The sequence below is a fragment of the Inquilinus sp. OTU3971 genome (genome assembly GCF_038440215.1).
Genome location: NZ_JASATH010000294.1, coordinates 1 through 6,222, shown reverse-complemented (window position 1 = coordinate 6,222; position 6,222 = coordinate 1). Strand labels below are relative to the sequence as shown.

Here is a 6,222-nt window from a genome sequence, read left to right as displayed (position 1 = left end):
CCCCCCCCCCGCCGGGCGCCCCCCCCCCCCCCCCCCCCCACGAAATTGCCGCCGGCCCCGAGATCGATGCCGTCACCATAGGCCGAGCCGATGACCTGCTCGATCCCGACAATGGTGTCGTTCGTCGCCCAGCCGCCGACGACCTTGCCGGAGACCGGATCCTCCGTGTCCGGCTTGATGATCGTGACCCCGCTGGTGGACCTGGAATAGTTGACGAGGTCGATGCCGGCGCCGCCGTCGATGGTGTCCGCCTTGTCGCCGGCCCAGATCACATCGTTGCCGTTGCCACCATAGGCACCACCGCCGCCGTTGCCCTGGTCGAGCACGTCGTTGCCGTCGAAGCCTTCCATCGTGTCGTTGCCGGCACGCCCCTCCAGCCGGTTCCCCGCCTGGTTGCCACGGATCGTGTCGTCGCCGGCGCCGCCGATGGCGTTTTCGATCAGGCTGCGGGTGTCGCCGTTGAAGAGGAGGGCGTTGAACACTTGGCCGCGCGCCATCTGCGTGCCCGGCGCGGCGGCCCTCAGATCAGCCGCCTGGAAGTTGCTGTCGGAATCGACATCGGTCCAGCCGCCGGGCGTCAGATCGATGGCCAGCTGCCGGCTCGCGTCATAGGCGGAGAAGTCGTAGGTGTCGATGCCGTTGCCGTCCCAGATGGACCGGAACAGGACGTTGACGTTCGCCCCGGTGCTGTCCTGCGGAACCCCCTGCGCCCAGCTGCCGATGAACATCTGCCCGGTTGCGGGGTCGAAGCGGTACGACGTGTCGCCGTCGCGAGTCGAGAAATCCGCCCCGTACATGTATTGCAGGGCCGCGATGTCGAGCATCATGAAGCTCTGCGGATAGTGGCCGTCGGTGACGCCGTATCCGCCGCCGGGATGGCCGACATAGGCGCGGTAGGTCATCGTCGAGAACTCGAGCGAGTCCCGGTCGCTGCTCAGAACGGTGTTGTTTCCATTGTCGGCTTCGTGGCCGTGCTTGAGGCCGAGCGCGTGGCCGATCTCATGGAAGAAGGTCTGATACGCGTAGGTTCCGAGCCGGGGCGTATTGTAGTCGGTGGTGTTGAACCAGGAATCTCCCGCCAGCGCATCGTCGCCCGGATACCGCGCATAGGCGGTGGTGTTGCCGGGCGTGCGCGAGTTCGACATCGCAATCCTCACATCGGCGCCCCCTGCCGGCTCCTGCTGAAGTGCCGACATCAGCGTCAGATCGCGGAACTCGGCAAAGGCGGCCTGCGCCGCAGCCTGCTGCTGGGCATTCAGGGCGAAGAATTGGTCGGTCTCATCGACCGAGACGGCCGGTGTCGAGGGATTGTTGTCGTGATCGACGTTGTGGGCGTAGTCGCCGTAGTCGGCCGCGGCCGTCGGAAATCCAAACGTCATCACCGTCCCGGCCCATCTCACGCCGGACAGGAGCCCATCGATGTTCTGCACGTTCGACATGGAAACGGTCTGGGACGTCATGAATGGCATTCCTTCAAAACGAAGTGGCGTTGCGCATGCGAGAGGCGGTCCGGTACCATCGACCGCCGGTGGCGGGACGATGGGCGCGGGCCGCGATGACGATCAGTCTGAAGAAGATCCCGGGACCCTGGCTGGCGCTCGGCCTCGCTGCGAATTTCCTGGCTCGGCGCGAGCCGTTCGCCGGCTACCGCTCCGCCGACCTGATCCGGACCCTGAGCCGGCAGATCCAGCGCGGCCATTATCTGTTCGCCCTGGACAGCGCCGCCGGCGATACTGAGGCGCGCGTCGTCGGCTATTTCGGCTGGTCGCTGTACGACCATGCGGCGGCCGACCGCTTTGCGGCCACCGGCGTGTCGCCGGACGAGGACTTGGCCGAAGGCGGCGATGTCGTCTGGATCCTGACCGCCGCGGCGGCGGAGCGATCCGCCTTCGTCGCCCTCGGCAAGAGCATCCACGCCCTGTATCCGGCGCATCGCGTGATGGCCGTGCGCCACAAGCGGGGCCGGCGAACCCTGTTCGACCAGCGGCGCGGGGCGCGCGGTCGCGGACCGGGCTCCGGGCAGTGACGTTCCGGCCGGGCAGTGGACGGCCTGGAGCGTCCGGCCGCCGGCTCCGCGCCTGGCGTGACCGACCATGGGCTGGGTCGAGGTCGCCATCGGATACTCCCGAACCTCGATTAGGACCAGCCGATGAAATCACGCCCCGGATCGTGGCGCGTCATATGAACGGATGATGCGCGGGCGGCGCAGGGCAAGCTTGCCGTCCCGCCGACACTATCGGACGCGGGTCGCATGTCGGGGTCACGGAAGAACAGGAACAGAGTGGCGCTGGAAAGCCCGGTGCCGAGCAGCATCGAGGCAGCGACAGATCGCGGTGATCATCCTCGACCAGCATTATATGCGGCTGTCCCTCCGGCCGCGCCGCCGCGGCGAAGGATACGGGTTTCCTGGGTCCCACCATGGCGGCATTCCCGCAGCGGGCCGGCGGAGGATCATCCGTCCAATTGTTATTTTGTAACTCGCCCGCCGCCCGCGGCAGCCCGGTGTCACAGGAAGCCGGCCACCCTCAGGATCAGGGCGGCGGCGACCAGGGCGAGCAGCAGCATGGCCAGGGTGCCCCCGCTCAACCGGCCGGGGGCGGGCGACGGCGTTCCGGGCGAAGCGGCTCGGGCAGTGCGGGACGAGGCCGACCCCGTGCCCGGCAGCAGCGAGGCCAGGCGCGTCGCGATGGCCATGATCTCGGCGTTCGACCGTTCGGCGCGGGCCGTGCCGGTGATGATCTCCGCCAGCTCGAGCACGGCGGCGTCGCGCGGCTGCCCGGCCAGCCGGCTCGCCGTCGCCCAGGGATCGCCGCCCAGCCGGCCGAGCATCGAGACCACGCTCAGCGGCATGCCGTTGGATTCCGCCCCGACATCGGCGAACAGAAACGTGTTCAGATTCGACTTTCGCAGGCGAAAGACGTCGGTATCGGGCATGTCCAAGTCGCACCTCTTGAGACGCATCACGTAATATCCGCACGCCAGAAATCAAGCCCAAAATACACCGGCGATGCCGAAACATCAGGATTCTCCATCTTTTATTGATGGTAAGAATTGATGTCACAGGCCGACGGACAAGGCGGCTGGAGGGTCAAATCGAGAGCGATCGAAATTTGACGCCCGGTCGACACCGGCAAAATAAATCCCGGCTGACTTCTCGGATATGATAGCCTAGCGGGCGAGAGAGATTTGCCTCTCTCCGAATGAAAGCACAATCCATGAAAACCCCTGAATGGCTTAAGCCGGCGCTGTATGGCGCCGTGTGCGGCGCCGTTGCGCTTGGTGTGGTCGGGTTCAGCTGGGGTGGCTGGGTCACCGGTTCGTCGGCCCAACGCATGGCCCAGGATCGGTCCAAGACCGACGTGGTGGCCGTGCTTTCGCTGATCTGCGTCGACCAGTCGAAGCGCGACCCGCAGCTGATCGAGAGGCTGGCGGAGCTCAAGGCGGCATCCACCTACAGCCGCGGCGACCTGGTGGTCAAAGCCGGCTGGGCGACGATGCCTGGAGGGACGGTCGCCGATGCCCAGGTCGCCAAGGCCTGCGCCACCCAGCTCGCCAGCTAGGCGGGATCGGCTCGAGCGGAAAGCCCGAGGCTCGTCCATCGCCTGCCAGGACGTGCTGGCGGCGACGGCGGGCAGCGGGGCGGCGCCCGGCCTCGATCGCGAACCGAGGCGGCGACAGCCTCAGGCCGGATCAGCGGCCATCGGAGCGGCGGACGTCTCGGGGATCCCGCTCCGCCGGGCGTGACAGCTCATCCTCCGGCACCATCCGTTCCTCGCTGCCGAGCACGCTGCGAATCCGGTAGAGCGGGCCGGACGTGTCGCTGGGATAACGGGCAAGCACCTTGAACGTGCCGTCTCCGGATTGCCCGGACAGCGACCGGCGCGAGACATGCACGGTGGTGCCCACCGGGAATTTGTAGTCCTTCATCGCGACATTTCTGGCCTCCCTGGGGAGCGCCGGCTGTGGGATCGGATGCGGCGGCGCGACCGGCGCCCCGAATTTTCGACAGAGTACACCGGAACCCAGGAACAAGCCCGCCGAATCTGGCCGCGCTTCCAATAATCATTGAAAATCATAACAAAACCCGTATCATCGACCGCAGAAAACAGTGCCATCTTTTATTTCCGGACAACAAGGAATTCACCTTGTATGTTGGGATAATCATGCGCATCTGTGAAGGAGATAGTGAATCAAACCTATCTCCCCAAAATTGATTTTCCGAAGGATTCAGCCGATGAAATTCCGCCCGCTGCACGACCGGGTCGTGGTCCGCCGCATCGATGCCGAAGCCAAGACCGCGGGCGGGATCATCATCCCCGACACCGCCCAGGAGAAGCCGCAGCAGGGCGAGGTGGTGGCCGTCGGCCTGGGGGCGCGCGACGCGCAGGGCGTGATCCAGGCGCTCGACGTCGGCGTCGGCGACCGCATCCTGTTCGGCAAATGGTCCGGCTCCGAGATCCGGCTCGATGGGGTCGACTACCTCGTGATGAAGGAGAGCGACGTGATCGGCGTCGTCGCCTGATCCCACCCGCCTCCCCTCCCCTTTCAAGGATCAACACCATGCCAGCCAAAGACGTCAAATTCAGCACCGATGCCCGCGACCGGATGCTGCGCGGCATTGACATCCTCGCCCGCGCCGTCAAGGTCACGCTCGGCCCGAAGGGGCGCAACGTCGTGCTCGACAAATCCTGGGGTTCGCCGCGCATCACCAAGGACGGCGTGACGGTGGCCAAGGAGATCGAGCTGTCCGACAAGTTCGAGAACATGGGCGCGCAGATGGTGCGCGAGGTCGCGACCAAGACCGCCGACCTGGCCGGCGACGGCACCACCACCGCGATCGTCCTGGCCCATGCCATCGTCAGGGAGGGCGCCAAGGCGATCGGCGCCGGGCTGAACCCGATGGACGTCAAGCGCGGCATCGACCTGGCGGTCGCCGCCGTGGTCGAGGAGATCGGCAAGCGGGCCCAGACCATCTCGACCAATGACGAGATCGCCCAGGTCGGCACCATCTCCGCCAATGGCGAGCGCGAGATCGGGGCCATGATCGCCAAGGCGATGAAGAAGGTCGGCAACGAGGGCGTGATCACGGTCGAGGAGGCCAAGAGCTTCGAGACCGAGCTCGACATCGTCGAGGGCATGCAGTTCGACCGCGGCTACATCTCGCCCTATTTCGTCACCAACGCCGAGAAGATGATCGCGGAGCTGGAGAACCCCTACATCCTGCTGCACGAGAAGAAGCTGCCGAACCTGCAGTCCTTCCTGCCGCTGCTCGAGGCCGTGGTCCAGGCCGGCCAGCCGCTGCTGATCGTCGCCGAGGATGTCGACGGCGAGGCTCTCGCCACCCTGGTGGTCAACAAGCTGCGCGGCGGCCTGAAGGTCGCGGCGGTCAAGGCCCCGGGCTTCGGCGACCGGCGCAAGGCGATGCTCGAGGACCTCGCCATCCTGACCGGCGGCCAGGTGATCTCCGAGGATCTCGGCATCAAGCTCGAGAACGTCACCCTCGACATGCTCGGCCGGGCCAAGAAGGTCGTCATCTCCAAGGAAGAGACCACGGTCGTCGACGGCGCCGGCGCCAAGAAGGACATCGAGGGCCGCACCAACCAGATCCGGGCGCAGATCGAGGAGACCACCTCGGACTATGACCGCGAGAAGCTGCAGGAGCGCCTGGCCAAGCTGGCCGGCGGTGTCGCCATCATCCGGGTCGGCGGCGCCAGCGAGATCGAGGTCAGGGAGCGCAAGGACCGCGTCGACGACGCGATGCACGCCACCCGCGCCGCGGTCGCGGAGGGCATCGTCGCCGGCGGCGGCGTCACCCTGCTCTATGCCAGCCGCGTCATCGACAAGCTGAAGCCGGAGAACACCGACCAGAAGGCCGGCATCGACATCGTCCGCCGGGCCTTGCAGGCACCGGTGCGGCAGATCGTCGAGAACTCCGGCAGCGACGGGTCGGTGGTGGTCGGCAAGCTGCTCGACAGCAAGGACCACAATTGGGGCTACGACGCCCAGAAGGGCGAATACACCGCCATGATCAAGGCGGGCATCCTCGACCCGGCCAAGGTGGTGCGGGTGGCGCTGCAGAACGCCGCCTCGATCGCCGGCCTCCTGATCACGACCGAGGCGATGGTGGCCGCGCTGCCGGAGACGGCCGGCCCGGCGGCGCCGGATGCCGGCGGCATGGGCTACTGATCCGCCGGGGGGGGGGGGGGGGGGGGGGGGGGGGGG

General features: G+C 66.7%; 7 protein-coding genes. 4 read left to right on the top strand and 3 right to left on the bottom strand.

Translation table 11 applies throughout. The annotated features are described in order from the left end of the window. Positions 1–1,460: M10 family metallopeptidase (locus tag AAHM41_RS38060; protein WP_342241845.1), on the bottom strand; the 1,460-nt coding region annotated here is incomplete at its 3' end. A gap of 95 nt (positions 1,461–1,555) precedes the next feature. Here AAHM41_RS38060 and AAHM41_RS38055 point away from each other — a divergent pair. Continuing rightward, positions 1,556–2,026, top strand: a complete 471-nt coding sequence (locus AAHM41_RS38055) for a hypothetical protein (protein ID WP_342241844.1) — start codon at positions 1,556–1,558, stop codon at positions 2,024–2,026. Between the two features lie 479 nt (positions 2,027–2,505). On the opposite strand, the gene AAHM41_RS38050 is transcribed toward AAHM41_RS38055, so the two are convergent. After that, positions 2,506–2,940 (bottom strand): hypothetical protein, encoded by a 435-nt coding sequence (locus AAHM41_RS38050; protein ID WP_342241843.1) that lies wholly within the window; start codon positions 2,938–2,940, stop codon positions 2,506–2,508. A gap of 275 nt (positions 2,941–3,215) precedes the next feature. Between AAHM41_RS38050 and AAHM41_RS38045 the strand changes: the two genes are divergently transcribed. Continuing rightward, complete coding sequence (locus tag AAHM41_RS38045; protein WP_342241842.1) at positions 3,216–3,560, top strand: hypothetical protein; 345 nt, start codon at positions 3,216–3,218, stop codon at positions 3,558–3,560. A gap of 130 nt (positions 3,561–3,690) precedes the next feature. Here AAHM41_RS38045 and AAHM41_RS38040 read toward each other — a convergent pair whose 3' ends face one another. Beyond that, positions 3,691–3,927 carry a hypothetical protein gene (locus tag AAHM41_RS38040; protein WP_342241841.1) on the bottom strand — a complete coding sequence of 79 codons (237 nt, stop codon included), beginning with the start codon at positions 3,925–3,927 and terminating at the stop codon, positions 3,691–3,693. Positions 3,928–4,234: 307 nt separating this feature from the next. On the opposite strand from AAHM41_RS38040, the gene AAHM41_RS38035 reads away from it, so the two are divergent. After that, entirely contained in the window at positions 4,235–4,522 is a 288-nt protein-coding gene (locus tag AAHM41_RS38035) for a co-chaperone GroES (RefSeq protein WP_342241840.1), read from the top strand. A 38-nt stretch (positions 4,523–4,560) separates the two neighbouring features. After that, on the top strand, positions 4,561–6,186 hold the full coding sequence (gene groL / locus AAHM41_RS38030) for a chaperonin GroEL (RefSeq protein WP_342241839.1): 1,626 nt from the start codon (positions 4,561–4,563) through the stop codon (positions 6,184–6,186). Positions 6,187–6,222 lie beyond the last annotated feature (36 nt).